At 70.9% G+C, this 23278-nt stretch carries 26 protein-coding genes; 13 read left to right on the forward strand and 13 right to left on the reverse strand.

The features are described 5' to 3' along the window. Position 1 precedes the first annotated feature (1 nt). Together FHX82_RS07780 and FHX82_RS07785 are read left to right on the forward strand one after the other, a co-directional pair. Positions 2–487, forward strand: coding sequence for a GNAT family N-acetyltransferase (locus FHX82_RS07780; protein WP_145935829.1), 486 nt, complete (start codon positions 2–4; stop codon positions 485–487). Positions 488–576: 89 nt separating this feature from the next. Next, positions 577–1443: an LLM class flavin-dependent oxidoreductase gene (locus FHX82_RS07785; RefSeq protein WP_145935830.1), complete on the forward strand. Its 867-nt coding sequence runs from the start codon at positions 577–579 to the stop codon at positions 1441–1443. Here the strand turns inward: FHX82_RS07785 and FHX82_RS07790 are convergent. Beyond that, positions 1440–1916, reverse strand: a complete 477-nt coding sequence (locus FHX82_RS07790) for a hypothetical protein (protein WP_183176513.1) — start codon at positions 1914–1916, stop codon at positions 1440–1442. The genes FHX82_RS07785 and FHX82_RS07790 overlap by 4 nt on opposite strands. Before the next feature lie 260 nt (positions 1917–2176). On the opposite strand from FHX82_RS07790, the gene FHX82_RS07795 reads away from it, so the two are divergent. Together FHX82_RS07795 and FHX82_RS07800 are read left to right on the forward strand one after the other, a co-directional pair. Continuing rightward, entirely contained in the window at positions 2177–3091 is a 915-nt protein-coding gene (locus FHX82_RS07795) for a diacylglycerol/lipid kinase family protein (RefSeq protein ID WP_145935831.1), read from the forward strand. A 283-nt stretch (positions 3092–3374) separates the two neighbouring features. Then, positions 3375–3629, forward strand: coding sequence for a WhiB family transcriptional regulator (locus tag FHX82_RS07800; RefSeq protein WP_091513803.1), 255 nt, complete (start codon positions 3375–3377; stop codon positions 3627–3629). A gap of 164 nt (positions 3630–3793) precedes the next feature. On the opposite strand, the gene FHX82_RS07805 is transcribed toward FHX82_RS07800, so the two are convergent. Continuing rightward, positions 3794–5299, reverse strand: coding sequence for a sensor histidine kinase (locus FHX82_RS07805; RefSeq protein WP_145935832.1), 1506 nt, complete (start codon positions 5297–5299; stop codon positions 3794–3796). Positions 5300–5391: 92 nt separating this feature from the next. Between FHX82_RS07805 and FHX82_RS37975 the strand changes: the two genes are divergently transcribed. After that, on the forward strand, positions 5392–5466 hold the full coding sequence (locus FHX82_RS37975) for a 50S ribosomal protein bL37 (RefSeq protein WP_098515123.1): 75 nt from the start codon (positions 5392–5394) through the stop codon (positions 5464–5466). Positions 5467–5526: 60 nt separating this feature from the next. Here the strand turns inward: FHX82_RS37975 and rsrA are convergent, their stop codons facing one another. Both rsrA and FHX82_RS07815 read right to left on the reverse strand, forming a co-directional pair. Then, positions 5527–5847 carry a mycothiol system anti-sigma-R factor gene (gene rsrA, locus FHX82_RS07810; RefSeq protein WP_145935833.1) on the reverse strand — a complete coding sequence of 107 codons (321 nt, stop codon included), beginning with the start codon at positions 5845–5847 and terminating at the stop codon, positions 5527–5529. Next, positions 5844–6482: a sigma-70 family RNA polymerase sigma factor gene (locus FHX82_RS07815; protein WP_145935834.1), complete on the reverse strand. Its 639-nt coding sequence runs from the start codon at positions 6480–6482 to the stop codon at positions 5844–5846. Before FHX82_RS07815 ends, rsrA begins: the two co-directional genes overlap by 4 nt. 206 nt (positions 6483–6688) lie before the next feature. Between FHX82_RS07815 and ybaK the strand changes: the two genes are divergently transcribed. After that, positions 6689–7168, forward strand: coding sequence for a Cys-tRNA(Pro) deacylase (ybaK, locus tag FHX82_RS07820; protein WP_145935835.1), 480 nt, complete (start codon positions 6689–6691; stop codon positions 7166–7168). A 31-nt stretch (positions 7169–7199) separates the two neighbouring features. Then, positions 7200–7652 (forward strand): hypothetical protein, encoded by a 453-nt coding sequence (locus tag FHX82_RS07825; RefSeq protein WP_145935836.1) that lies wholly within the window; start codon positions 7200–7202, stop codon positions 7650–7652. On the opposite strand, the gene FHX82_RS07830 is transcribed toward FHX82_RS07825, so the two are convergent. Next, positions 7649–8260 (reverse strand): TetR/AcrR family transcriptional regulator, encoded by a 612-nt coding sequence (locus tag FHX82_RS07830; protein WP_145935837.1) that lies wholly within the window; start codon positions 8258–8260, stop codon positions 7649–7651. The genes FHX82_RS07825 and FHX82_RS07830 overlap by 4 nt on opposite strands. A gap of 85 nt (positions 8261–8345) precedes the next feature. Here FHX82_RS07830 and FHX82_RS07835 point away from each other — a divergent pair, with 85 nt between their 5' ends. Beyond that, the gene (locus tag FHX82_RS07835; protein WP_145935838.1) at positions 8346–9002 is read left to right on the forward strand and encodes a peroxiredoxin-like family protein; all 657 of its coding nucleotides are present in this window, start codon (positions 8346–8348) and stop codon (positions 9000–9002) included. Here the strand turns inward: FHX82_RS07835 and FHX82_RS07840 are convergent. After that, positions 8999–9607, reverse strand: a complete 609-nt coding sequence (locus tag FHX82_RS07840; RefSeq protein WP_145935839.1) for an alpha/beta hydrolase family protein — start codon at positions 9605–9607, stop codon at positions 8999–9001. The genes FHX82_RS07835 and FHX82_RS07840 overlap by 4 nt on opposite strands. A 1-nt stretch (position 9608) precedes the next feature. Further along, the gene (locus FHX82_RS07845) at positions 9609–10364 is read right to left on the reverse strand and encodes an SOS response-associated peptidase (protein WP_145935840.1); all 756 of its coding nucleotides are present in this window, start codon (positions 10362–10364) and stop codon (positions 9609–9611) included. Positions 10365–10457: 93 nt separating this feature from the next. Between FHX82_RS07845 and rsgA the strand changes: the two genes are divergently transcribed. Then, on the forward strand, positions 10458–11447 hold the full coding sequence (gene rsgA / locus FHX82_RS07850; protein WP_145935841.1) for a ribosome small subunit-dependent GTPase A: 990 nt from the start codon (positions 10458–10460) through the stop codon (positions 11445–11447). Positions 11448–11533: 86 nt separating this feature from the next. Beyond that, a complete protein-coding gene (locus FHX82_RS07855; protein ID WP_183176514.1) occupies positions 11534–12355 on the forward strand; it encodes an SCO4651 family lipoprotein in 822 nt (273 codons plus the stop codon). 16 nt (positions 12356–12371) lie between these two features. Here FHX82_RS07855 and pruA read toward each other — a convergent pair whose 3' ends face one another. From pruA to FHX82_RS07870, 3 genes are read right to left on the reverse strand one after another with little or no spacing between them, the layout of a single operon-like run. Further along, on the reverse strand, positions 12372–14000 hold the full coding sequence (gene pruA, locus FHX82_RS07860) for an L-glutamate gamma-semialdehyde dehydrogenase (RefSeq protein ID WP_145935843.1): 1629 nt from the start codon (positions 13998–14000) through the stop codon (positions 12372–12374). 9 nt (positions 14001–14009) lie between these two features. Beyond that, positions 14010–14501, reverse strand: coding sequence for a DUF6912 family protein (locus tag FHX82_RS07865; protein ID WP_145935844.1), 492 nt, complete (start codon positions 14499–14501; stop codon positions 14010–14012). Continuing rightward, entirely contained in the window at positions 14498–15904 is a 1407-nt protein-coding gene (locus tag FHX82_RS07870) for a WS/DGAT/MGAT family O-acyltransferase (RefSeq protein ID WP_145935845.1), read from the reverse strand. Before FHX82_RS07870 ends, FHX82_RS07865 begins: the two co-directional genes overlap by 4 nt. 36 nt (positions 15905–15940) lie before the next feature. On the opposite strand from FHX82_RS07870, the gene FHX82_RS07875 reads away from it, so the two are divergent. Further along, complete coding sequence (locus FHX82_RS07875; RefSeq protein ID WP_373308586.1) at positions 15941–16702, forward strand: TrmH family RNA methyltransferase; 762 nt, start codon at positions 15941–15943, stop codon at positions 16700–16702. Here FHX82_RS07875 and FHX82_RS07880 read toward each other — a convergent pair. Beyond that, positions 16671–17054, reverse strand: a complete 384-nt coding sequence (locus tag FHX82_RS07880; RefSeq protein ID WP_145935847.1) for an HAD-IA family hydrolase — start codon at positions 17052–17054, stop codon at positions 16671–16673. The two genes, FHX82_RS07875 and FHX82_RS07880, sit on opposite strands and share 32 nt — an antisense overlap. Before the next feature lie 99 nt (positions 17055–17153). Here FHX82_RS07880 and FHX82_RS07885 point away from each other — a divergent pair, with 99 nt between their 5' ends. Continuing rightward, on the forward strand, positions 17154–17603 hold the full coding sequence (locus FHX82_RS07885) for an Rv3235 family protein (protein ID WP_145935848.1): 450 nt from the start codon (positions 17154–17156) through the stop codon (positions 17601–17603). A gap of 754 nt (positions 17604–18357) precedes the next feature. Here FHX82_RS07885 and secA read toward each other — a convergent pair. Together secA and hpf are read right to left on the reverse strand one after the other, a co-directional pair. Further along, a complete protein-coding gene (secA, locus tag FHX82_RS07890) occupies positions 18358–21207 on the reverse strand; it encodes a preprotein translocase subunit SecA (protein ID WP_145935849.1) in 2850 nt (949 codons plus the stop codon). Positions 21208–21385: 178 nt separating this feature from the next. Further along, positions 21386–22057 (reverse strand): ribosome hibernation-promoting factor, HPF/YfiA family, encoded by a 672-nt coding sequence (gene hpf, locus FHX82_RS07895; protein ID WP_145935850.1) that lies wholly within the window; start codon positions 22055–22057, stop codon positions 21386–21388. 529 nt (positions 22058–22586) lie between these two features. Between hpf and FHX82_RS07900 the strand changes: the two genes are divergently transcribed. Then, entirely contained in the window at positions 22587–23246 is a 660-nt protein-coding gene (locus FHX82_RS07900) for a ComF family protein (protein WP_145935891.1), read from the forward strand. Positions 23247–23278 lie beyond the last annotated feature (32 nt).

Below are 23278 nucleotides of genomic sequence, written 5' to 3' on the forward strand. Positions count from 1 at the left end.
CTTGGCCGACAGCCGAATCCGCCGCGTACAGGAGTCCGATGTGGACACCCTCGTGCAGCTGGTGCGAGACCTCGCCACCTACGAGAAGGCGCCGGCGGAGTGCCGGCTGACGTCCGAGAAGCTGCACGCGGCGTTGTTCGGCGAGGCGCCGGCCGTGTTCGGCCACGTCGCCGAGCAGGACGGCGACATCGTCGGCTTCGCGCTGTGGTTCCTGAACTTCTCCACGTGGCGCGGCGTGCACGGCATCTACCTCGAAGACCTGTACGTGCGCCCCGAACTGCGCGGCTCCGGCCTCGGCAAGGCGCTGCTGGCCACGCTGGCGAAGGAGTGCGTGGACCACGGCTACGCGCGGCTGGAGTGGTCGGTGCTGGACTGGAACCCGGCCACCGGCTTCTACAAGGCCCTCGGCGCCACCGCGATGGACGAGTGGACCGTGTACCGGCTCACCGACACGGCATTGGACAGGCTGGCCCGCACGATCGGCTGAGCTCCGCCGCTTGCCGAGCGGAACGTCGCTCCGTATCTTTGCTAGCGGAGCGGCGTTCCGCTTGCTCCTCCATAGCGGACGGAGGAACCATGTCCCAGGTCAGCTTCGGCATCGCGACCGCGCCCATGCAGGTCGGCTACCCCGACCTCCAGCGAGTCTGGCGCGAGGCGGACGCGATCCCCGAAATCGAGCACGCCTGGCTGTTCGACCACCTCATGCCGATCGGCGGCGACCCGGACGGGCCGATCTTCGAGGGCTGGACGCTGCTCTCGGCGCTGGCCGCGCAGACCGAGCGGCTGCGCCTCGGGCTGTTGGTGACCAGCAACCGCTTCCGGCCGCCCGCGATGCTGGCCAAGATCGCCACGACGGTCGACGTCGTCTCGGGCGGCCGGCTCGACTTCGGGATCGGCGTGGGCTCGCGCCCCGGTCACCCGCTGGCCCGGCGCGAGTACGAGGCACACGGCCTGCCCTTCCACGACACGAAGACGGCCGTCGAGAGCCTCGCCGAAGCCTGCACGGTCATCCGGCGGCTGTGGACCGAGGACGAGCCGTTCGACCACGAGGGCGCCCACGTCCGGCTCAGCGGCGCGTTCGGCAACCCGAAGCCCGTCCAGCGCCCCCACCCGCCGATCGTGATCGGCGGCCGCTCGTCGGCGACGCTGCGCGTGGTCGCCGAGCACGCCGACGTGTGGAACATCCCGGGCGGCGACATCGAGGACGTCGTCAGCCGCAGCGCGCTGCTGGACCGCTACTGCACGGAGATCGGCCGTGACCCCGCGACGATCACGCGCTCGATCCACCTTGGCGTCTCCTACGACCGCCCGGCCGCCACGCGGGAGGCGATAGCGGAAGCGACCGACGCCGGTTTCCGGCACGTCGTCCTCGGCCTGCCGTCGCCGTACCCCGTCGGCGTGGCGAAGTGGGTCGCGGAGGAGCTCGTCAGCCCGTCGGCCTAGGAGTCCCCACGCTCACGACGGGCCGCACGGCCTTCGAGGCCACCGCGCTCGGCGGCCTCCTCCTCGGTCTCGTCCGGCCGCTGGCCCAGCGCCCACGCCCGCGAAGGCTGCCGGAACAGCAGCACGAGGATCGCCACGCCGACGAGGATGACCGGCACCCCCGGCCCGGGGAGCCCGGACGGCCCGGTCAGGTACCAGCCGACACCGACGGTGATGAGCCCCACCACCAAGCCCGGCGTGCGGGCCCACGTCTGACCCATCGCGAGCCCCGCGGCGCAGCCGAGCACGGCGAGCGCGAACACGACGTAGAACGCGGCCTCGGCGAGGACGTTGTTGCGGGGCACGTCGGAGGTGCCCGAAGCCACGAGCACCAGCACGCCGAACACCAGCAGGCCCAGGCCCGGCAGCGCGGTGGCGAGCCCGGCGAGCCGGACCTCGCGCGGCGCCGGAGCGATCTTGTCCTTGATCGACACGGGAAAACGCCTTCCACCTGCGGTTGGTGACCTTGTGTGAGCACCATCGATGCTATGCCACCCGGTCGGCCGTTTTCGAACCGCGGCCGTCCGGGTCAAGATCTGTATGTCGTCGGCGAGCGGGCGGTCGGCCCGGGTGCACTTGTCACGACGAACGGCCCTGCGGAAGCGATGGGAGGTCTACCGGCACTCGGATCGGTTCCCCGTGACTTGCAACTCCGCGGCCCGCCGGTGCCCCGCGGTTGACCTACCCTGCGGGAGTGCGCGCGATTCTCGTCGTCAACCCCCGGGCCACGTCCACCACGGCGGGCGGCCGCGATGTGCTGGCACACGCCTTGGCGAGCCAGGTCAAGCTCGAGGTGGTCGAGACCGACTACCCCGGGCACGCGCTCGCGGTGGCGCGCGACGCCGCCCGTGAGGGCATCGACCTGGTCGTGGCCCACGGCGGTGACGGCACGGTCAACGAGGTCGTCAACGGCCTGCTCTCCGACGGGCCCGGCGACGCGCCCGCGCTCGGCGTCGTGCCGGGCGGCTCGGCCAACGTGTTCGCGCGCGCCCTCGGCGTCTCGCGCGACCCGGTGGAGGCCACGCACCAGCTGCTGCGGGCCATCGAGGGCGGGCAGAGCCGGTCGGTGGGGCTCGGCCGCGCCGACGGACGCTGGTTCACCTTCAACGCGGGGCTCGGCTGGGACGCCGACGTCGTGACCACGGTCGCGGACCGCCGGGGCAAGCAGACCAACGCCCTGCTCTACCTGCGTTCGGCCGTGGCCTGCTACTTCCGCCCGCCGCTGGGCCGCGAGCCGCTCACGGTGCACGTGCCGGGCGAGGAGCCCGTCGAGGTGCGCACGGCGTTCGTCTCCAACACCGATCCGTGGAGCTACCTGGGCCCGCGGCCGGTCCACCTGAACACCGGCACGTCGTTCGACACCGGACTGGGCCTGTTCGCGCTGACCGCGCTGAGCCTGCCGACCGTCTACCGCCACGTGCGGCAGGCGCTGCGGGCCGAGGCGAAGCACCGGGGACGCCGGCTCCTGCGGTACGACGACCTCGCGGAGCTGCGCGTGGAAGCTGAACAGCCGGTAAACTTCCAGGTGGACGGCGATCCGCTGGGCAAGCGGACCCGCGTCGAGTTCACCAGCGTCTCACACGCGCTGACGGTCCTCGTCGCCGGGTGAGCGCGCGGAGGGGCTTCCGGGGTGATCGTTCGCGGCAAAGTGCAACTTGCCGCTCGTCGACACCAAGGCCCCGCTCACCGCACAGCGCTTCCCCCCGGAACACTGTTTCGGAGAGAAACCGCAGGTCAGCCCGGTCGCCCGACCAGGTGAGCTGACTCACCGATCACGAAAAAATCCTTGTCGAAAGCGGTGTCTCGTGAAAGCATTCACAAGCACCCAGAAACACGACCGCCATGACGACTGTGGCGCATCACACTGCGCCCATTAGAAGGAGCTCACAGAAATGGACTGGCGCCACGACGCTGCCTGCCGAGACGAGGACCCGGAGCTGTTCTTCCCCGTGGGCAACAGCGGTCCCGCTCTGCTGCAGGTCGCCGAGGCGAAGGCCGTGTGCCACCGCTGCACCGTCGCCTCCGACTGCCTGGCCTGGGCTTTGGCCAGTGGTCAGGACGCCGGCGTGTGGGGCGGCATGAGTGAGGACGAGCGTCGCGCCCTCAAGCGCCGCCGCGCTCACATCGGCACGCGCAGCAACGCCTGATTGCCACGATACGGCGCGGCTTCGCGGACCCCGGCACCGGGTCCGGCGAAACACCCGCCGAGGACTTCCGAGTCCGCCTGTAGAACGCTGCAGAGGGCCGGTACCCCCTATCCGGGTACCGGCCCTCTGGCGTGTCCGGGGTCCGTTTCGACGACGCTTTCAGCTCACAACCGGCGGCTCAGCGGGATCCGCAGCGCGGCTTCCGTGCCACGGGCCTCGCCCTCGCGCAGGCCCTTCAACGACAGCGAGCCCCGCAGCTCCGACTCGATCAGGGTCCGCACGATCTGCAGCCCCAGCCCGTCGGCGCGCTCCAGCGAGAACCCCGCCGGCAGCCCGCGCCCGTTGTCGCGGATCAGCACGTCCAGCCACCGCGCCGAGCGGGACACGGCGATCTCCACGCGGCCCGGCCGCCCGTCGGGGAAGGCGTGCTCCACCGCGTTCTGCACCAGCTCCGCCAGCACCATCACCAGTGGCGTCGCGATCTCGGCCACCACCACGCCGAACGACCCCGTCCGCCGGAAGCTCACCCGCGACTCGGCCGTGGCGACCTCGCCGACCATCGGCAGCACCTTGTCCAGCAGCTGGTCGAGGTCGACCCGCTCGTCCACGGACACCGACAGCGCCTCGTGCACCATCGCGATCGACGACACCCGGCGCACCGACTCCGTCAGCGCCAGGCGCGCCTCCTCGCTGTTCGTCCGGCGGGACTGCAGGCGCAGCAGCGCCGCCACCGTCTGGAGGTTGTTCTTCACCCGGTGGTGGATCTCGCGGATGGTCGCGTCCTTCGACAGGAGCGCCCTGTCCCGCCGCTTGACCTCCGTCACGTCCCGCACCAGCACCAGCGCGCCCGCGGGCTGGCCGTGCGGGCGCAGCGGCAGGGCGCGGAACAACACCACGGCTCCCCGCCGCGAATCGGCCTCCGTGCGGCTGCCCGGCTTGCCGTCGAGTGCGTCGAGGATGCGGTGCGCGACCTCGGTGGCGTCGAACGGGTCACGGATCAGCGAGCGAGTCAACGGCGCGAGCCGCGTGCCCACCAGGTCGGACTCGTGCCCCATCCGGTGGTACGCCGACAGCCCGTTGGGGCTCACGTACACCACGTTGCCCGCCGAGTCGAGGCGGATCAGCCCGTCCCCGACCCGCGGGCTGGTGTGCACGTCGCTCTGCGAGTCCGGGCTGGGGAACGTGCCGTCCGCGATCATCTGGCACAGGTCACCAGCGCTGCCGAGGTACGCGACCTCCAGCGGGCTCGGCACCCGCGGCGCGGCCAGGTTCGTCTCCCGGCTCAGCACCGCGATGACGTTGCCCCCGAACGACACCGGCACCGCTTCACGGCGCATCGGCAGGTCGCGGTACCAGTGCGGGTCCTCCTCGCGGCAGATCCGCACCTCCCGCATCGCGCGCGCCAGCTGCGGGTGCTCGTCGACCGTGAACCGCGTGCCGACGACGTCCTCCGGGTGCGCCGTCGGGGCCGTGGTGGGCCGCGCCTGCGCGACGCACACGAAGTCGCCGCCCTGGGCGGTCAGTTCCTTGGAGACCGGCACCCACAGCAGGAAGTCGGCGAACGACAGGTCCGCGAGCAGCTGCCACTCGGCCACCACGGCCTGCAGGTGGTCGGCGGCTTCACCCGACAGGCCGGTGTTCTCGGCGAGCAGGTCGGAAAGTGTGGACATCGCTTCCATACAACCAGAGCGGACCGGGTCGGCACAGCCCGGGCGCGGCCTGCCACACTGGGGGGAGCAAGCTACACTCGAGGAGCAGACACATGTCGAAGCGTGCCCGTAAGCGTCGCGACCGGAAGAAGAACGGCGCGAACCACGGCAAGAAGCCCAACGCCTGAGTTCCCAGGCGAGCGAAAGGCCCCGGCGGAATCCCGCCGGGGCCTTTCCGCGTCCTCAGCTCAGTCGCGCTGCTCGATGCTGACCTCGGTGCGCTCGACGGTCACCCCGCCGCTCACCTCCACCGTCCGGCGGAACGACGCGCGCAGCTTCTGCTTCAGCTCCGCCGGGGCGGCGTCACCACCGCACTTGCGGGCGAGCAGCTGCTTGAGCGCCTCGTCGATGCCGTACTCCTCGAGGCACGGCGGGCAGTCCTCGATGTGCCGCCGCAGCTCGGCGTCCCGCTCCGGACTGCACTCGCGGTCCAGTAGCAGGTAGATCTCGGCGAGCGCCTCCTCGCACTTGACCTTGTCCTTGCCGGACTCGGACTCACACGGGTTCACTGCGCCACCTCCTGCTGAGCGCCCCGGATGAAGCCCCGCTCGCGCGCGACGCCGGCCAGCAGGTTCCGCAGCTGCGCCCGGCCCCGGTGCAACCGGGACATGACGGTGCCGATGGGAGTGTCCATGATCTCGGCGATTTCCTTGTACGCGAAACCCTCGACGTCGGCGAGGTAGACCGCCAGGCGGAACTCCTCGGGCAGCTGCTGCAACGCCTGCTTGACATCGCTGTCGGGCAGCCGGTCCATGGCCTCGACCTCGGCCGAACGCAAGCCGCTGGAGGTGTGGCTCTCCGCCTGGGCGATCTGCCAGTCGGTGATCTCCTCGGTCGGCTGCTGCACCGGCTGACGCTGGCGCTTGCGGTAGCCGTTGATGTAGGTGTTGGTCAGGATGCGGTACATCCAGGCCTTGAGGTTCGTGCCCTCCTTGAAGGAGTTGAACGCCCCGTACGCCTTCAGGTAGGTCTCCTGCACCAGGTCCTCGGCGTCCGCCGGGTTGCGGGTCATCCGCATGGCGGCCGAGTACAGCTGGTCCAGCAGCGGCATCGCGTCCCGCTCGAAGCGCTCGGCGCGTTCTTCGACCTGCTCCTGGTCGTCAGCAGCAGGCTCCGGTGTCGCGTCGTTCGGCGTGCTCGGCAAACCTTTCCCTTCCCCGTAAGCGTAGGACAGCTTCGAGGATACGCGGGGGCCCTTGGGCTGGCCTGGCACGGCGGGCCGACCAGGACGGGTGACGTCCTGGACCCTGCCGCCCGGATGAGCAAGCTTCGTCATCACACCCCGCATAACGGCACGGCACCGGCCTGCATTCCCCCGTCCGGCGCAAGAACGAATAAGCTGCGGCAACGATGGCAGGCAAGGGAACCCCGGCGACCGCGGTGCTGGTGAAGCAGAAGGTCGCGCACCGGTTGCACACGTACGAACACGACCCGAAGCACGAGTCGTACGGCCTGGAGGCCGCCGAGGCGCTCGGCGTCGAGCCGGCGCGCGTGTTCAAGACGCTGGTCGCGGACGTGGACGGCAAGCTCACGGTCGGCGTGGTGCCGGTGACGGGCCAGCTGGACCTGAAGGCGCTGGCAGCCGCGGCGGGCGGCAAGCGGGCGAAGATGGCGGAGGCGGCCGCCGCGCAGCGGGCCACGGGCTACGTCCTGGGCGGCATCTCCCCGCTCGGGCAACGCAGCCGCCTGGCGGTGGTGATCGACGCGTCGGCGGAGGGCTTCGAGACGATCTTCTGCTCGGGCGGCCGACGAGGGCTGGAACTGGAACTGGCCCCGGCCGACCTGGTCCGCCTGACGGGCGCGAAGATCGCGAACATCGCGGCGGACTAGCCGCCGCGTCCAGCAAGGACGAGGGGGCTCCATGGGAGCGTCAGGTTGGGACTATCGCGCACCGTATGCGGGCAGCGTCGACGCGACACTCATCGCGGTGCGGGAACGGGCTCTGGCCAGCGGTGATTACCTCTGGCCGTGGGAGGAGTTCGACGCAGGCGAAACGGTTCCCCGGCCCACGACCTTGGCCGAACTCGACGAGGCGATGGAGGCCGAGGAGTTCTGGGACGTGGGCACGCACAGCATCCTCGACGTGCGTGGCGTAGCCACCGAGGACAGCTTCAGCGCGATCCGCCCGCTGAGCGCCAGGGAGCTCGACCAGGTGTTCGGCACCCGGCAGCCGTCCGCCGCCGACTTCGAGCGCGTTCAGCAGGCAGGCGCGCTCGCCGCCCTGGAGGGTGAGAGCTGGAGCGGCCGGAGCGTGGTGATCCACCGGAACGGCAGCCCTGAAGAGGTCTACTTCTGGGGCCACTCCGGGGACTAGCGGGCTGCCTGCTGCTCGATCCGCTCGATCATCGTGTCGAGCGCGGCTTCCAGCGCGGCCGGGTCGCGTTGCGCCTGCGCCAGCAGCAAGCCGCCCTGCAGCGCGGCGAGCATCGCCAGCGAGAGCTTGTCCGGGTCGGCCTCCGGCCGCAGCACGCGGGCGTCGACCATGTGCCGGAGGCCGTCGCGGATGGCACCCGCCCAGCGGGAGAAGCTGTCCGCGAGCGCCGCGCGGGCGCCGGGGTCCTGGTCGGCCAGCTCGCTGGCCAGCGACCCCAGCGGGCAGCCGCCGACGCAGTCCAGGTCCCGCACCGCGTTCACCACGACGTCCCGCCACGCCCGCAGCGCCGCGACGCTGTCGAGCCTGCTCAGCAGCGCCGACTGGGCGCCCACGATCGCCTCCGTCTGGTACTCGATGACCGCCCTGGTCAGGGCGTCCTTGTCGGCGAAGTAGTGGTAGATCTGCGACGAGCTGACCCCCGCCGCGTCCCGGATCGCCGGCGTGCTGGTGCCCGCGACGCCGTGCCGGAACATCAGGTCCGCCGCGGCGCGCACGATCCGGTCCCGGGTGGCCTGGCCCTTCGTGGTCAGCGGCGGTGACGTGCTCATATCCGCCACCCTACCGAATTCTGGACTTGACTATCCATTCCATGACGCGCAGAGTGGATAGCATAATCCAATCTTGGGAGCAGGCATGAGCAACGACAGGACGATCGCGGACCGGACAGCCGCGGTGCGCAAGCAGGCGGACGCAAACCTCCCCGCCGAGGTCACGACGGCGTTCGACGCTGAGCTGGCGCGCATCGTCGGCCGGGGCGTGCCGGCCGGAGTGGCCACGCCGGGCACCGCGATGCCCGACGGCGACCTGCTCGACGTCCACGGCAAACCGACCACGCTGAGCGAGACCACGGCTGGACGCCGGGCGGTGGTCGTCTTCTACCGCGGCGCGTGGTGCCCGTACTGCAACGTCACGCTGCGCGCCTACCAGGAAGAACTCGTCGGCGAGCTCGAGACCCTCGGCGTCGCGCTCGTCGCGATCAGCCCGCAGAAACCGGACGAGTCACTGTCGCTGGCGGAGAAGCACGACCTCTCGTACGCGGTGCTGTCGGATCCGGGCAACCAGATCGCGCGGCAGCTGGGCATCGTGTTCACCCTCGGCGACGGCGCCCGCGCGGGCCAGGCCAAGCTCGGCGTGGACATCACCGAGGGCAACGCCGACGGCACCGCGGACCTCCCGCTGACCACGACGGTGCTCGTCGACGCCGACGGCACGATCCGCTGGATCGACGTCCACCCCGACTACACCACCCGCTCGGAGCCCGCGGACATCCTCGCGGCGCTGGACTCCTAAAGCAGCGGCCGCAGCACCCTGGTCAGCCACTCCGATGTGATCCGGGCCAGTGCGTCCAGGTCCTTGTCCAGCGCGTGCGTGCCGGGGATGACGACGACCTCGTGGTGCGGGCCCGCCTGCGGCCTGCCGAACGGGTCGGTCTCCCCCTGCACGACCAGCACCGGCACCTCGACCGCGTCCAGCTCGGCCTGCCGCGACTTCTCCGGCTTGCCCGGCGGGTGCTCCGGAAACGCCAGGCACAGCACGGCCGCCGCCTGCCCCGCGGCCGCCGTCCGGCACGCCACGCGGGCGCCCGACGACCGGCCGCCGAACACCTGCGGCATGCCGTCGAACCGCTCGGCCAGCTCCTCGGCGACGGCGAGCCACGCCGCGTCGAGCTGCTTCGCCGGGGCGGGCGCGCGGCGGCCCGCGACGCGGTAGGGCTGCTCCACCAGCGCCACGTCGACGCCCACGGCCTGCGCCGCACGGGTGACCGCGACCAGGTCCTTCGCGTCGGTACCGCCGCCCGCGCCGTGCCCGAGCAGGAGCACGGCCTGCCCCTCCTCGGCGCAGTGCAGCTCCGCCCGGGCCGGGCCGTGCGGGGTGTCGATCTCTATCCGGGTCATGTCATTTCGGCAGGTCGAACAGCGCCGTGTCGAGGTCGGCCTGTCCTTCCTCGACGCGGTCCAGCAGCTCGGGCCCGTTGTTGCGGACGTTGTTGACCCGGTCGGAGATCGGCCGTAGCTCCAACGTGTCCACCAGTTCACCCGGCGGTGTGAGCAGCTCGCCGACCTCGTCGCGGTCCGGGTCGAGCCAGCTCGCCCAGGAGTCCTTCGGCATGAGCAGCGGCATCCGGTCGTGGATGTCGGTGAGCCTGCCGATCGCGTCCGTGGTCATGATGGAGAACGTGATCAGCGGGTCGGCCTCGTCGTTCTTCGGGTCGCGCCAGCTCTCCCAGATCCCGGCGAAGGCGAGGTCGGGGCCGGTCATGTAGAACGGCTCCTTCTTCTTGCCGGTCTTGCGCCACTCGTACCAGCCGTCGGCGGGCACGAGGCAGCGGCGCCGGGCCAGCGCCTTCTTGAACGCCGGCTTCTCGGTGGCCGTCTCCGCCCGGGTGTTGATCATGCGGTTGCCCACCGACGGGTCCTTCGCCCAGAACGGCACCAGGCCCCAGCGCATCACTCGCAGGCTGCGCACGGGGGGCTCGTCGGCCAGGACCTGGCCGTCGGCGTCACGCGGGTGGCGCTGCACCACCGTGACCACGTTCTTGGTGGGCGCGACGTTGTAGTCCGCGTCCCGGGCCTGCCCGCCCGTCTCGTCCACCGCGTCGAACTCCCGGACCAGGTCCGCGGGGTTCTTGGTGGCGGCATAGCGGCCGCACATCTCGCCAACTCCTTCACACCGGTGCTGGAGGGTCCATCGTTCCACACATCAGGGATCATCGTGCTTGACACACTCGCCGGAGGGAGACCCGGTTTGGCAGGCAGCGACTGGCGCAGGCTCGACGAAAGCGACGTGCACGTGCGGCCCGGGCGTGGCTCGCGACCCCGTAGCAAGCTTCGTCCGGAGCACGCCGACGCGACCGCGGCGATGGTGGTCGCGGTCGATCGGGGGCGCTGGACCTGCGCCGTGGACGCCGATCCGGACCGGCTCGTGACCGCGATGCGCGCCCGCGAGCTCGGCCGCACCCCCATCGTCGTGGGTGACCGCGTCGGGGTGGTCGGGGACGTGAGCGGCAAGCCGGACACGCTGGCGCGGATCGTCCGGGTCGAGGACAGGTCGAGCCTGCTGCGCCGGACCGCCGACGACACCGACCCGTACGAGCGGATCGTGGTCGCGAACGCGGAGCAGCTGCTCATCGTCACCGCGCTCGCGGATCCGCCGCCGCGCACCGGGTTCATCGACCGCTGTCTCGTCGCCTGCTACGCCGGGGGCCTGCAACCCGTGCTGTGCCTGACGAAGGCCGACCTGGCGAGCCCGGACGAGCTGCTGGCGCGCTACGCCGAGCTGGCCGTGCCGACGCTGGTGACCAGGCACGACGAAGAGGTGCGCGAGGTCGTCGAGACGGTCCGGGGCCGGGTGTCGGCACTCGTCGGCCACTCCGGAGTCGGCAAGTCGACTTTGGTCAACCGCCTGGTGCCGGACGCCTTCCTCGCGACGGGCGCGGTGAGCGCCGTCGGCAAGGGGCGCCACACGTCGGTGGCGGCCGTCGCGCTGCCCCTGCCCGGCGGCGGCTGGGTGATCGACACCCCGGGCGTGCGGTCGTTCGGCCTGGCGCACATCACGGCGGACGACATCGTTTCGGCGTTCCCGGAGTTCACGGAAGCGGCCGAGGAGTGCCCGCCCGGCTGCGGCCACCTCGGCCCGCCCGAGGACCCCGACTGCATGCTCGACGAGGTCCCGGAACAGCGGCGGCTGCCCTCACTGCGCCGGCTGCTGGCCTCGCGCGCCGGTCTGGAAACCTGAACAACGGGATCCTGATCACACCGGCGCACTTCCAATCTGAAAATATGAGCCCCACTTCACGTTCTTTTCACGAGATGGGGCTGCACATGAGAAAAAGACCCGGCCTGGCCGTGGCCACGCTGGCGCTCGTCCTGACGCTGACCGGCTGCGGCGCCCGCGCGGTCTCCGGTACCCCGAGCGGCGACGGGCACCTCTTCGACAACGCGCAGGAGCTGGTCCGCGCCGCCACGGGTGAGACCGACCAGGTGAAGTCGGCGAAGTTCTCGATGACCATGACGGTCGCCGGCCAGCCGGTCACCGGTCAGGGCGAAGGCCGCTTCGACGGCGACAACACCGCGATGCGCATGTCGATGACCGCCAGCGGGATCGACGAGGAGATGCTCTACGTCGGCAAGAAGATCTACCTCCAGGTGCCGGAGCAGTACCGCGACCAGCTCACGTCGGGCAAGCCGTGGGGCCAGTTCCCCGAGAACAGCAACTTCAGCAAGGTGATGGGCGCCGCGCAGGCGCAGCAGAACGACCCGAAGCAGATGCTCCAGCAGATCCAGGAAGCCGGGACGATCACCCGGAGCGCGCAGGAGACCCTCGACGGCAAGCCCGCCACGCACTACTGGATCGACGTCGACGTCGCCAAGTCGGTCGACAAGCTCGCTCAGTCCGGGCTCTCGCAGGCTCAGCTGCAGGGGATGGCGAGCAAGGTCAAGACGGTCCCGATGCAGCTCTGGCTGAACGAGGACCTGCTGCCGGTGCAGATCACCGAGGACATGACCGAGCTGATGCGCGCCGCAGGTGCTCCGGCCTCGACCCAGAACATGACGCTCACCATGAAGTACACCGACTGGGGCATCCCGGTCGACGTGCAGGCGCCGCCCGCCGACGAGGTCGGCGACATCGAGCTGCCCAACTGACTTCCCCGGGCGCCGGCTACCCCATGTGCGGGTAGCCGACGCCCGTCGGGGCGTCGAACGTCTCCTTGATCGAACGCGGGCTCGTCCAGCGCAGCAGGTTGAACATCGAACCCGCCTTGTCGTTGGTGCCCGAGCCGCGCGAACCGCCGAACGGCTGCTGCCCCACGACCGAACCCGTTGGCTTGTCGTTGACGTAGAAGTTGCCAGCGGTGAACCGCAGCGCCTCGTGCGCCTGCTGCACCGCGGCCCGGTCGTCGGCGAACACCGCACCGGTCAGCGCGTACTGCGACACCGTGTCGGCGTGCTCCAGGATCCGCGCGTAGTCGCCGTCGTCGTACACGTGGACGGCGAGGATCGGGCCGAAGTACTCGGTGGAGAACACCTCGTGCGCGGGGTCGTCGGCCACCAGCACCGTGGGCTCGACGAAGTACCCCACCGAGTCGTCGCAGTGCCCGCCGACGAGCAGGTGCATGGCCGGATCACCATCCACTTCGGACAGTAGCTTGCGGTGCTTCGCGAACGCCCGCGCGTCGATCACCGCGCCGCCGAACAACGAGAGATCCGTGACGTCGCCGTATTCCACCGTGCGCGTCAGGTCGGCCAGCTCGTCGCGGAAACCGTTGTCCCACAAGGAACGCGGCACGTACGCGCGAGAGGCGGCCGAGCACTTCTGGCCCTGGTACTCGAAAGCGCCCCGCACCAGCGCGGCCAGCAGCTTCTCCCGGTTCGCGGACGCGTGCGCGACGACGAAGTCCTTGCCGCCCGTCTCGCCGACGATCCGCGGGTAGCTGCGGTAGGTGTCGAGGTTCTCCGCGATCCGCCGCCACAGCAGCTTGAACGTCGCGGTCGAACCGGTGAAGTGCAGCCCGGCGAACCCGGGGTCGGCGAGCGCGACCTCGCTGACCGCACGACCGTCGCCCGTCACCAGGTTGATCACCCCCGGAGGCAGGCCGGCCTCCTCGAACACCTGCATCGTGTAGTGCGCGGCGAGCTGCTGCGTCGGCGTCGGCTTCCACACCACCGTGTTGCCCATGAGCGCCGGGGCCGTCGGCAGGTTGCCCGCGATGGCCGTGAAGTTGAACGGGGTGATCGCGACGACGAACCCGTCGAGCGGCCGGTAGTCCATCCGGTTCCAGCTGCCGGGCACGGAGTTCGGCTGCTCGGCCAGGATGCGGCGCGCGTAGTGGACGTTGAACCGCAGGAAGTCGATCAGCTCGCAGGCGGCGTCGATCTCGGCCTGCTGCACGGACTTCGACTGCCCGAGCATGGTCGCGGCGTTGAGCGTGTCCCGGTAGCGGCCCGCGATCAGCTCCGCGGCCCGCAGGAAGACCGCGGCGCGCTCGTCGAACGGCAGCGCACGCCAGCCGGGCGCGGCGACCTTCGCCGCCTCGACGGCGTCCGCCACGTCCTCGGGGGTGGCCTGCGCGGAGACTCCCAGCACGTGCCCGTGGTCGTGCGGCTGCACCACCTCGAACGCGTCTCCCCCGCCCATCCGGCGGCGGCCGCCGATGGTCTGGGGCAGCTCGTGCTTCTCGGCTTCGAGCTCCGCCAGCCGCCGCCGCAGCGACTCGCGCTCGGGCGTCCCGGGCGCGTAGGTCAGGACGGGTTCGTTCGACGGCTGGGGCACGTTCGTGACGGCGTCCATCACCTCACGCTAAAGCAATTCGAGCAGGAACGGCAGCTCCTGAGGCGCGTACCAGGCCAGTTCGTGGTCCTCGGCTTCGCCCAGCGCGAACTCCGCGTCGAGGTCCCCGAGGTCCGCGGCGTCGATCACCGCCGCCGCCGAGCGGACCGCCTCCTCGGCCTCCTCGGTGTCCACGTGCACCGCGGCGACGTCCTCCAGCCCGATGGGCCCGGAGATCTTCACCACGGCGGCGTCCAGGTCCGGCCGCGGCGTCGCGTCCGCCACGTCCACCGACAGCACGACGCGGCGCGGCGGCTCCTTCTCCTCGTCGCCGAGCAGCCGCAGGGACGCGCGGGCCGCGTCGAGCAGCGCGGCGTACTCCAGCTCCTCCGTGTCACCGCTGACGTAGGACTCGCGCAGCGCCGGGGTGAGCGCGAACCCGGTGCCGCCGAGCGGCTGCAGCTCGCCGTCGGAGACGAGCCTGCGCAGCATCCCGATCGTGGCCGGCAGATAGACCCTCACCAGTTCGTCCCCTTCAGTTCGTCCAGCGAATCCTCGACCATCCCGGCCAGGTGGCCCACGTCGGACACGGCCTTCCGGTCGCCGTTCAGTCCGAAGTAGACCTTCCCGGCGTAGGACGTGACCCCGATGGCCAGCGCCTGGTTGCGCGCCAGCGGGATCACCGGGTACATCTCCGTCATCCTCGCCTGCCCCGCGTACAGCGGCTGCTGCGGGCCCGGTGAATTGGTGACCACCAGGTTGAAGATGCGGCCGGAGAACGACCCGGCGGCCCGCGCCGCCAGCGAATGCATCGTCGCCGGCGCGAAGCCGCCCACCTTCAGCATGGCACGCGCCGCGACCGAGCGGCCGGAGTCGGTGTAGCGGCGCATGGCGTGGCTGATGTGCTGCAGCCGCAGCACCGGGTTCGGCTCGCCCACCGGCAGGTCCACCAGGTGGGCCTCCACCTCGTTGTTCACCAGCCCGGCCGGGGAGAACTCGACCGTGCCGGGTTCGAGCACCGCCATCGGCACGAGCGCCCGCAGGGTGCTGCTGACCTGCACGCTTTCTCCGCGCGAGAGCAGCCACTCACGCAGGGCACCGGTGACGACGGCGAGTACGACGTCGTTGACCGTTCCCCCGTGTTGGGCGCGGATCTTGCGGTAGTCCTCCAGGCGGGTGCGGACCACCGCGAACACCCGGCCACCGCTGACATGGGTGTTCAGCGGCCCGGCCGGAGCGGGCCGCACGAGCGGCCCCAGCACCGAGGCCAGCCCACCCACGGCGTCGGCGAGCTTGCCCGCCGTGGCGGCCGCGTCCCCGACGAACGCCCGCACGTTCTCGACCAGCGCGCCCGGCTGCTGCACCGTCTCGCTGACCGCGTCGAGCACCAGCTGGGCGTTCGACGGCGGGCGGCGCGGCCGCCAGGTGTCCTCGTACGGCTCGCACAGCTGGGGTGTGGTGTCGAGGATGAGCTGGCCCAGCTCGACGGTGCCGATGCCGTCGACCACGGCCTGGTGGGTCTTGGTGACCAGCGCGACGCGATCGCCGGACAGCCCTTCGACGAAGTACGCCTCCCACAGCGGGCGCTCGGAGTCCATCGGCCGCGCCATCAACCGCGCGACCAGGTCGAACAGCTGCTCGTCGCTGCCCGGAGCCGGCAGCGCGGAGCGGCGGACGTGGTATTGGAGGTCGAAGTCCACGTCGTCGACCCACACCGGCCGGGCCAGGTGCCCCGGGACGTTCAGCACCCGCTGCCGGTAGCGCGGCAGGTAGGCCAGGCGCTGCGCGACCAGGCACAGCAGCTGCTCGTGGTCGAACCCGTCACGCGGGCGCTCGAACACCGCCACTGCGCCGACGTGCATCGGGGTGGCCGCGTCCTCCAGGTACAGGAAGGAGGCGTCGAGCGCGGATAGGCGGTCGGGCATGAGGCGATCGTTTCACAGCCTGGTCTACTGGTGCCTGTGCAAGAGACTGTCTCCCCGAAGGACCGCTTCCTGACCGTGTACGGCCGCAAGCCGGTGCTGGAGGCGCTCGACGACCCGGACCTGCGGGTCGACAAGGTGATACTGGCCGACACGGCCCGGGCGCCGGAAATCGAACGGGCCGCGCGCCAGGCCGGGGTGCCGGTGCAGCGGGCGAGCGCGCACCGCGTGAAGGTGCTGGCGGGTAATGGGAAGCAGGACCAGGGCGTGCTCGCGGACGTCGTCGCGCCCCGGATGCGGCCGCTGTCGGCGGCGCTGGCGAAGGCGCCCTTGCCGCCGCGGGTACTCGTGCTGGACGGCATCACCACCCCGGCGAACGTCGGGATGATCCTGCGCACGGCGACGGCCGCCGGGATCGACGGCGTCGTGGTGCCGCGGCGGGGTGTCGCGTCGCTGGACCCGCTGGTGGTGAAGGCGTCGGCGGGGGTGGCGTTCCGGGCGCCGGTCCTGCGCTGCGCGACGGCGGCCGAGGCGGCGACCATGTTGTCGGACGCGGGGTACCGGCTGTACGGCCTGGGCGCGAGCGGGGGCGAGCCGCTGTTCGAGGCGGAGTTCCCGGCGCGGGCGGCGTTCGTGCTGGGCGGCGAGACGGCTGGGGTGTCCGAGGACGTGGCGGAGCTGCTGACGGGCTGGCTGTCGATCCCGATGCCCGGCGAGGTGGAGTCGCTGAACGTGTCGGCCGCGGCGGCGGTGCTGTGCTTCGACCTGGTCAGGCGGGGAACAACGCGCCCAGCTCGGTGAGCGTCGCGGCGACGGCGGTGTGGTGGACGCCGACCATGCCCGTCTTGACAGCACCGTCCACATTGGAACGTGAGTCGTCGACGAAGACGCAGGCCGTGGCGGGTAGTCCGAGCTGTTCGGCGGTGAGCAGGTAGATCTGCGGCATGGGTTTGACGTACCCGACCTCGCCGGAGAACACGAGCGCGTCGAACCAGCGGCCGAGGCGGTCCCTGGCGGTGCCGCCGCCCGCGGCGTTGGACAGCAGCGCGGTGCGCACGCCGCGGTCGCGCAGGTCCTCGATGGCGGTGAACAGCGCGGCGGCGTCGGGGTCGGTGAGGACCCCGGCGTAGTCGACGACCAGCCCGTTCAGCATGGCCCGACGATAGTCGTCACTGGATCGGGGACAGCGGGACCGCGGGGTTGCGGGGTGGACCTCCTGACGGACGCACGTTTCGAGCGTTCTGGGGGAAAGATGCAGGGGCTTCTGCCGCTGAGAGAGTACGAGCCGCTTCGTGACCTGCACAGGTTCGTGGAGGTCGGCGGGCAGCTGACGCTGGAGCTGGGCGCGGCGCGGGTGCCGCGCCCGAGGCGGGGCAGGCCGGGCGAGGGACTGCCGACGGGGCACGCGAGGTCGGTCGTGAACGCCATCCTGGAGGTCCGCACGGGCCGGCGGCCAGTGAGCCAGGTGCAGGGCCTGGTGGGGGCGCAGCTGTACGCGCAACTGGGCCTGTGGAGGCCGCTCCGCAACGTTCGGTTCACGGTGAAGAGCCTGCGGAGCTGCGCCATCACGCCCACGTCGTACGAGGTCGGCGTCACGGCGACCACGGGCACGCGCACCCACGCCGTCATGGCGCGCTTCGAACTGGCCGGGTCAGGGTGGCGCTGCGTGTTCTTCGAGATCATCCGCCTGGGGGCGCGGTGATGGGGTTCTCGGTGGGGCGCGGGCCGCCGGGGGTTTGCAGGAGGTCGGCCAGCCGCGGTGCCCTTCGGGGCTGGCCTCGGCGGGCTGGAGCGGGCGCGGGCTTGCCGAGGCGGCAGTTCGCACGAGGCCGGGCAGCCGCAGCAGCCCCCTGGGCGACCGCGGCTGGACCACCGTGCCGTGCCGGGCTACCACGCTCGAGTGGGCGCCCGCACCGCCCTGCCACCCAACGGAGTGGCAGGGGCGCATCCGCGTGCCCACTGCGGGTTTCGGCCTCCGCTACCCGAGTGGCACGGACTCAGCTGTTCACCGCGCCATCGCCACCTGCCAGAGTGGCTCGGCCGCACTCGCACGCCCAACTCCCCGGCTCCGAGGCACCGCCGCTATCCGATGGAGTGGCACCGGCTCACGCGCTGGCGTCTCGGTCACGCCTGCCTCAGCCATCCACCAAGCCCTCACCACCCGACGGAGTGGCACAAGCGTCCCCGCACGCCCATGCCATCGCCCCGGAGCGCCATGGCCGCGAAGGCCTGCAACCGTCCAGGACGCCACCACCCGCCCGAGTGGCGCGAGTTCACCCGGCTACTGCCCTCGGTCACCCAACTCCGGCCCCCGCCGTCACCGCCCACGTCCGAAGCGAGCCCCGAGCACGCACGTCCCAAGGCCGCTATCCGTCCGAAGGACTCAGCTGTTCACCACCCCAAAACCGAAAGGGCCCTTCCCACCAGGGAAGAGCCCTCCGGCCTCGAAAGGAACCTCAGCGGTTGCCCTTCTTGTCCCGCTTCGCGTCCGCGCGCGCTGCCGCGCGGCGTTCGCGGCGCGTGCCGCCCGCGGCGCCCGCCGTGGCGGCCGCTCCGCCCGACGGCTTCGCCGCCGCGCCGCGGCGCTGGACTCCGCCCTGTTCCGCCGGACCCGAGAAGGACAGGCCGCTCTGCCCGTTGCCGTCGTCGCCGAGGCCCTTGCCCCGCAACGCGGTCGGCGCCTGCGGGCGCGCCGGTTCGGGCTGGGGCTGCGGCGGGGTCGGCTGGGCGTGCCGACCACCGGAAGCACCGGACGCACCCGAAGCCGCCGGGACCGCGGCCGGGGACTGCGCCGGCGGCGCCTGCTGCGGCTCCGCCTGCTCGACCTGCAGGTTGAACAGGAAGCCGACCGCCTCCTCCTTCAACGAGTCCAGCATGGCGGTGAACATCTCGAAGCCCTCACGCTGGTACTCGATCAGCGGGTCCCGCTGCGCGAGCGCCCGCATGCCGATGCCCTCCTTGAGGTAGTCCATCTCGTAGAGGTGCTCACGCCACTTGCGGTCCAGCACCGACAGCAGCACCTGCCGCTCCAGCTGCCGCATCGCGCCCTCGCCGACCTTCTCGTCGATCTCGGCTTCGCGCCGCGCGTAAGCGTCCTGCGCGTCCTCCAGCAGCCGGTCGAGCAGGAAGTCGGAGCTGATGTCCTCGTCCTCCTCGGTCAGCTCCTCCCAGGTGACCGACACCGGGTACAGCTGCCGCAACGCGGTCCACAGCTTCTCGTGGTCCCAGTCCTCGGCGTACCCGCCCGCGGTGGCGCCCTGGACATACGCGGTGACGACGTCGCTGAGCATGTTCTTCATCTGCTCGGAGAGGTCCTCGCCCTCCAGCACGCGGCGGCGCTCGGCGTAGATCACCTTGCGCTGCTCGTTCATGACCTCGTCGTACTTGAGGACGTTCTTGCGGATCTCCATGTTCTGCTGCTCGACCTGCGTCTGCGCACTCTTGATCGCGCGCGACACCATCTTGTGGTCGATCGGCTGGTCGTCCGGCAGCCGCATGGTGGTCATGACCCGCTCGACCATCGTCGCGTTGAAGCGGCGCATCAGCTCGTCGCCCAGCGACAGGTAGAACCGCGACTCGCCCGGGTCGCCCTGGCGGCCGGAACGACCACGCAGCTGGTTGTCGATGCGGCGGGACTCGTGCCGCTCGGTGCCCAGCACGTACAGCCCGCCCGCCGCGCGGACCTCCTCGGCCTCGGCCTTCACCTCGGCCTTGACCTCTTCGAGCACCTTCGGCCAGGCCGTCTCGTACGCCTCGGAGTGCTCGACCGGGTCCAGCCCGCGCTCGCGCAGCCGCTCGTCGGCGATGATGTCCGGGTTGCCACCGAGCACGATGTCGGTACCGCGGCCCGCCATGTTGGTGGCCACCGTGACCGCGCCCTTGCGCCCGGCGCGCGCGACGATCAGCGCCTCGCGGTCGTGGTGCTTCGCGTTCAGCACCTCGTGCGGCACCCCGCGCTTGACCAGCAGCTTCGACAGGTACTCGGACTTCTCGACGCTCGTGGTGCCGACCAGCACCGGCTGGCCCTTCTCGTGCCGCTCGGCGATGTCGTCGGCGACCGCCTCGAACTTCGCGGGCTCGCTCTTGTAGATCAGGTCGGTCTGGTCCATGCGGACCATCGGCCGGTTGGTCGGGATGGGCACCACACCCAGCTTGTAGGTCTGGTGGAACTCGGCCGCCTCGGTCTCGGCCGTACCGGTCATACCCGAGAGCTTGTCGTAGAGCCGGAAGTAGTTCTGCAGGGTGATCGTGGCCAGCGTCTGGTTCTCGGCCTTGATCTCGACGCCTTCCTTGGCCTCGATCGCCTGGTGCATGCCCTCGTTGTAGCGGCGACCGGCCAGGATGCGGCCGGTGAACTCGTCGACGATGACCACTTCGCCGTTGCGGACGATGTAGTCCTTGTCGCGCTTGTACAGCTCCTTGGCCTTCAACGCGTTGTTGAGGTAGCCGACCAGCGGGGTGTTCGCGGCCTCGTACAGGTTGTCGATGCCCAGCTGGTCCTCGACGAACGCGACACCCTTCTCGGTGACGCCGACGGTGCGCTTGCGCTCGTCGACCTCGTAGTGCACGTCCTTCTTCATCAGCGGCGCCATGCGCGCGAACTCGACGTACCAGCGGGCGGACTGCTCCGCGGGACCGGAGATGATCAGTGGCGTACGGGCCTCGTCGATGAGGATCGAGTCGACCTCGTCGACCATGGCGAAGTTGTGGCCGCGCTGGACGCAGTCGTCCAGTGTCCACGCCATGTTGTCGCGCAGGTAGTCGAAGCCGAACTCGTTGTTGGTGCCGTAGGTGATGTCGGCGTGGTACGCCTTGCGGCGCTCGTCCGGCGGCAGCTCGGCGAGGATCGCGCCGACCTCGAGACCGAGGAAGCGGTGGACGCGGCCCATCCACTCCGAGTCACGTTTGGCCAGGTAGTCGTTGGTGGTGACGACGTGCACACCCTTGCCGGAGAGCGCGTTGAGGTACACCGGCATGACCGACGTCAGGGTCTTGCCCTCACCGGTCTTCATCTCGGCGACCTGACCGAGGTGCAGGGCGGCGCCACCCATCAGCTGGACGTCGTACGGGCGCTGGCCGAGCACCCGCAGCGCCGCCTCGCGGGCGACCGAGAACGCCTCGGGCAGCAGCTCGTCGAGCGACTCGCCGTCCTCGTACCGTTTCCGGAACTCGTCGGTCTTCGCGCGCAGCTCGGCGTCGGTGAGGTCCTTCACCTCGTCTTCGAGGGAGTTGATGTGGTCGGCGATGTTGCGCAGCCGCTTGAGCATCTTGCCCTCGCCCGCGCGCAGCAGGCGGTTGAGAACCATCCGGTCGACCTCACTAGCTGTTGTGGAAATGCGCCCAGGCGTGTTCCCGGGCGGACCGTGCGCCTCCTCCATCGTAGGGAAGAGGCACAGGTGAGTGCACGCACGCCGCGACTTCGGTCGCAGAAAACAGCCCGCACGCGGCGGGGCGTGCGGGCTGTTCGCGGCTGGGAGGTGGGAGTCAGCGCAGTCTGATGACGCCGTAGTCGAAGCCCTTCCGCCGGTACACGACGCTGGGGGCGTCGGCGTCGGCGTCGTGGAAGAGGTAGAAGTCGTGTCCGACCAGCTCCATCTGGTAGAGGGCCTGGTCGACGGTCATGGGCTTGGCGGAGTGCTCCTTCTCGCGCACGATCCGGCCTGGGCGGTGCTCTTCCTCCCAGCGCTGCATGGGCAGGTCGAACGTCTCTTCGTCGAGCTCGGCGGCCGCCACCGGAGCGGGGGCGGGGGCTTCGAGCACGGCGGTGCTGGACGCCGGCATGCGCACGTCGGCGGCAGCGGCGGAGACGGGGGCGGTCGCTTCGGCGACCGATTCCGGGCAACGTCGCCCGTAGTGCACGCGGCGGCGGTCGGCCATGCGGCGCAGGCGGTTCTCCAGCTTGTTCACGGCGGCGTCGAGCGCGGCGTAGAAGTCGCCGGCGCACGCCTCGGCGCGGACCGCGGGGCCCTTGCCCTTACCGGTGATCTCGACGCGCTGGCAGCTCTTGGCCTGCCGTCGGTTGGGCTCGTGGAAGAGCTCCACGTCGTAGCGGAAGACCTTCTTGTCGTACCGTTCCAGACGCGCGAGCTTGGCGCTCACGTGCGTGCGGTAGTGGTCGGGAACCTCCACGTTGCGACCTTTGACGACGATATCCATACACGACCTCCCTGACTCCAGCTGAGTTCGAGCTCTTGGGGTTTGACGAGGGTGCCGACGCGATGGCCCTGCACGGGGATTTCACTCTTCCGTCGGCACCAGGGTCATCGGCTGTTCACCTCCCTGCCGTGCGGAGTGGCTATAGCGGTGCACGTTAGCCCCGTAACGCGCATCACAAAACCCCCCGAGCCGGGGGATGCCAGTGGCTGGGAAACCGTCACCCTGCGCGTCCGGCCCCGCGGTGCGGCGGACCTGGGACGACTCGATCGGAGCACTTCGAGGGGGCGCTTTTCACCTTGACACGCAAGGGTTTCCGCGCGTGAGAGGCCGAGCGTGACCGTCGGGGCAGGCGGTCGTGCCACCCCGGTGGGCGCTTGCGCCGAAGACGGATCTTCGTTGAGCGGCCTCATACCGGGACAACGGGCGGGTCTTCACCGACGTTCCCGAACATTGCACCCGTGTGGGTGAACCGCCTGTTCCGGATGGCCCGAAACTGTCGGTGGGTGCGGGCAGAGTGCGGGGCGTGGGACTGGGGGAACAGGTACTCGAACTCGTGCTGCCGGCGACGTGCGCGGGCTGCGGTGCGCCGGGTGCGCCGTGCTGCCCGGGTTGTCTGGCGGACTTCTGCGGGCCGCGGCAGGTGGCGCGGGGCCCGACGGCCGGTGCGGGGGTCTACGCGCTGGCCCGCTACGAGGACACCGCGCGGCGGCTGGTGTTGTCGTACAAGGAGCGGGGGCGGCGCGACCTCGCTCCGCAGCTGGGCGGCGTGCTCGCGGCGGCGCTGCCGTACCTGCCTGAGGCGCGCCCGGACGACGACGGGGTGTGGTGGCTGGTGCCGGTCCCGTCGCGGCGGGTCGCGTCGCGAGTGCGGGGAGGTCCGCACATGCGCCGGCTGGCCAGGTCCTGCGCGGCGGCGCTGGCGGAACAGGGCCGGTCAGCGGCGGTGGCCCCGGCGCTGCGGCTGACGTCGGGAGTGCGCGACGCGGTGGGCCTTACGCGAGCCCAGCGAGCGGCAAACCTGGCGGGCCGCCTGCGCCTCGACCCGCGCGGCCTGCCGCCACCCCGCACCCCGCTGATCCTGCTGGACGACGTGATCACGACGGGAACCACGGTCGCCGCCTGTGCGCGGACGCTGGAGGAAGGGGGTTATCCAGTAGCTGCGGTGCTGTCCCTCACCGCAGCCGGGTGATGGGTTGGAGGTGGCAGAGCTGGGCGTTCAGT

The sequence above is a fragment of the Amycolatopsis bartoniae genome, from assembly GCF_014191255.1.
Classification (GTDB): domain Bacteria; phylum Actinomycetota; class Actinomycetes; order Mycobacteriales; family Pseudonocardiaceae; genus Amycolatopsis_E; species Amycolatopsis_E bartoniae.

What these genes read in the sequence shown, in the direction of transcription:
- FHX82_RS07785 (WP_145935830.1), top strand. Translation starts at nt 577, where the DNA reads ATGTCCCAGGTCAGCTTCGGCATCGCGACCGCGCCCATGCAGGTCGGC.
- FHX82_RS07800 (WP_091513803.1), top strand. Translation starts at nt 3,375, where the DNA reads ATGGACTGGCGCCACGACGCTGCCTGCCGAGACGAGGACCCGGAGCTG.
- FHX82_RS07805 (WP_145935832.1), bottom strand. Translation starts at nt 5,299, where the DNA reads ATGTCCACACTTTCCGACCTGCTCGCCGAGAACACCGGCCTGTCGGGT.
- ybaK (WP_145935835.1), top strand. Translation starts at nt 6,689, where the DNA reads ATGGCAGGCAAGGGAACCCCGGCGACCGCGGTGCTGGTGAAGCAGAAG.
- FHX82_RS07825 (WP_145935836.1), top strand. Translation starts at nt 7,200, where the DNA reads ATGGGAGCGTCAGGTTGGGACTATCGCGCACCGTATGCGGGCAGCGTC.
- FHX82_RS07830 (WP_145935837.1), bottom strand. Translation starts at nt 8,260, where the DNA reads ATGAGCACGTCACCGCCGCTGACCACGAAGGGCCAGGCCACCCGGGAC.
- FHX82_RS07835 (WP_145935838.1), top strand. Translation starts at nt 8,346, where the DNA reads ATGAGCAACGACAGGACGATCGCGGACCGGACAGCCGCGGTGCGCAAG.
- FHX82_RS07840 (WP_145935839.1), bottom strand. Translation starts at nt 9,607, where the DNA reads ATGACCCGGATAGAGATCGACACCCCGCACGGCCCGGCCCGGGCGGAG.
- FHX82_RS07845 (WP_145935840.1), bottom strand. Translation starts at nt 10,364, where the DNA reads ATGTGCGGCCGCTATGCCGCCACCAAGAACCCCGCGGACCTGGTCCGG.
- FHX82_RS07855 (WP_183176514.1), top strand. Translation starts at nt 11,534, where the DNA reads ATGAGAAAAAGACCCGGCCTGGCCGTGGCCACGCTGGCGCTCGTCCTG.
- pruA (WP_145935843.1), bottom strand. Translation starts at nt 14,000, where the DNA reads ATGGACGCCGTCACGAACGTGCCCCAGCCGTCGAACGAACCCGTCCTG.
- FHX82_RS07870 (WP_145935845.1), bottom strand. Translation starts at nt 15,904, where the DNA reads ATGCCCGACCGCCTATCCGCGCTCGACGCCTCCTTCCTGTACCTGGAG.
- FHX82_RS07880 (WP_145935847.1), bottom strand. Translation starts at nt 17,054, where the DNA reads ATGCTGAACGGGCTGGTCGTCGACTACGCCGGGGTCCTCACCGACCCC.
- FHX82_RS07885 (WP_145935848.1), top strand. Translation starts at nt 17,154, where the DNA reads ATGCAGGGGCTTCTGCCGCTGAGAGAGTACGAGCCGCTTCGTGACCTG.
- secA (WP_145935849.1), bottom strand. Translation starts at nt 21,207, where the DNA reads ATGGTTCTCAACCGCCTGCTGCGCGCGGGCGAGGGCAAGATGCTCAAG.
- hpf (WP_145935850.1), bottom strand. Translation starts at nt 22,057, where the DNA reads ATGGATATCGTCGTCAAAGGTCGCAACGTGGAGGTTCCCGACCACTAC.